Consider the following 1155-nt stretch of genomic DNA (forward strand, 5'->3'; position numbering starts at 1 on the left):
GGGGACCCCCTTCGCCGGGGACGGGTGGGAGCCCGGTGACGATCCGGTCCGGGTGGAGGTGTGGGACGGACGGCCGGACCGGCTGCCCGTCACCCGACGCCCCGGCCCGGCGGCGACGGCGGGACGCGGGGTGGGCCTGGTGGCGGCGTTGGCCGAGCGCTGGGGCGTGACGACCGCGGCGGTGGACGGGGTGCCGACGAAGACGGTGTGGTGCGAGTACCGGCCGGAAAGCGTCGGGGGTGTGCCCGGAACGGGGTCGGCACGGGGGTGGCAGGAGAGGACGGGTGGGGCATGATGGGCCCGTTCGGGGACCCGCGCGCGGGTCCACCCCCACTCCGAGAGAAGGGCTGTCCCCCGTGATCCGCACCCGCCGCCGTCTGGTTGCCCCGCTGTTGGCCTCGATGCTCTGCCTGGGGCTGGTCACCGCCTGTGGTTCGGACGACGGGGACGGTGACTCCGCCGCCAACGGCACCGACACCGGCGCCGAGACGGAAGCCGGGGAGGGCGCCGACGAGGGGACGGAGCCGGGGACCGAGCCCGGTGCCGGCGAGGAGGGGCTCACCGGCCCGACCGTCACCGAGACCGCCTCCTCGGCGACGATCCGCACCAGCATGGGCGACATCGAGGTGACGCTCTTCGAGGACGAGGCCCCGGTGACCGTGGCGAACTTCGTCGGTCTGGCCACCGGCACCCAGGAGTGGGAGGGCCAGGAGGGGGACGAGCCGCTGTACGACGGCACGATCTTCCACCGGGTGATCGACGGCTTCATGATCCAGGGCGGCGACCCGCTGGGCAGCGGCATGGGCGGCCCGGGCTACCGGTTCCAGGACGAGTTCACCGATGAGCTGGTGTTCGACCGTCCGTACCTGCTGGCGATGGCCAACGCCGGTCCCGGCACCAACGGTTCGCAGTTCTTCATCACGGTCGAGGAGACCCCGCACCTGAACCAGTTGCACACCATCTTCGGCGAGGTCACCGACCCCGACAGCCAGGCGGTGGTGGACGAGATCGCCGCCACCGAGACCGGCCCGAACGACAAGCCGGTGGAGGACGTGGTGATCGAGGGCATCGAGATCAACTGATCCCCCTCGCACCCCCTCCCGGCTCGCCGCACCACGGCGGTACCCCGGGGAACGGGCCGTCGCGCCGCACCCC

At 73.0% G+C, this 1155-nt stretch carries 2 protein-coding genes; both read left to right on the forward strand.

Going from position 1 to position 1155, the window contains the following annotated elements; genetic code table 11:
• The coding region (locus FOE67_RS26340; protein ID WP_498370724.1) for an ATP-binding protein at window positions 1-295 on the forward strand (295 nt) is incomplete at its 5' end.
• A 316-nt stretch (window positions 296-611) separates the two neighbouring features.
• Window positions 612-1082, forward strand: coding sequence for a peptidylprolyl isomerase (locus tag FOE67_RS26345; RefSeq protein WP_228474324.1), 471 nt, complete (start codon window positions 612-614; stop codon window positions 1080-1082).
• Window positions 1083-1155 lie beyond the last annotated feature (73 nt).

Source organism: Streptomyces calidiresistens, from assembly GCF_014141525.1.
GTDB classification, from domain to species: domain Bacteria; phylum Actinomycetota; class Actinomycetes; order Streptomycetales; family Streptomycetaceae; genus Streptomyces; species Streptomyces calidiresistens.

What these genes read in the sequence shown, in the direction of transcription:
- FOE67_RS26345 (WP_228474324.1), top strand. Translation starts at nt 612, where the DNA reads ATGGGCGACATCGAGGTGACGCTCTTCGAGGACGAGGCCCCGGTGACC.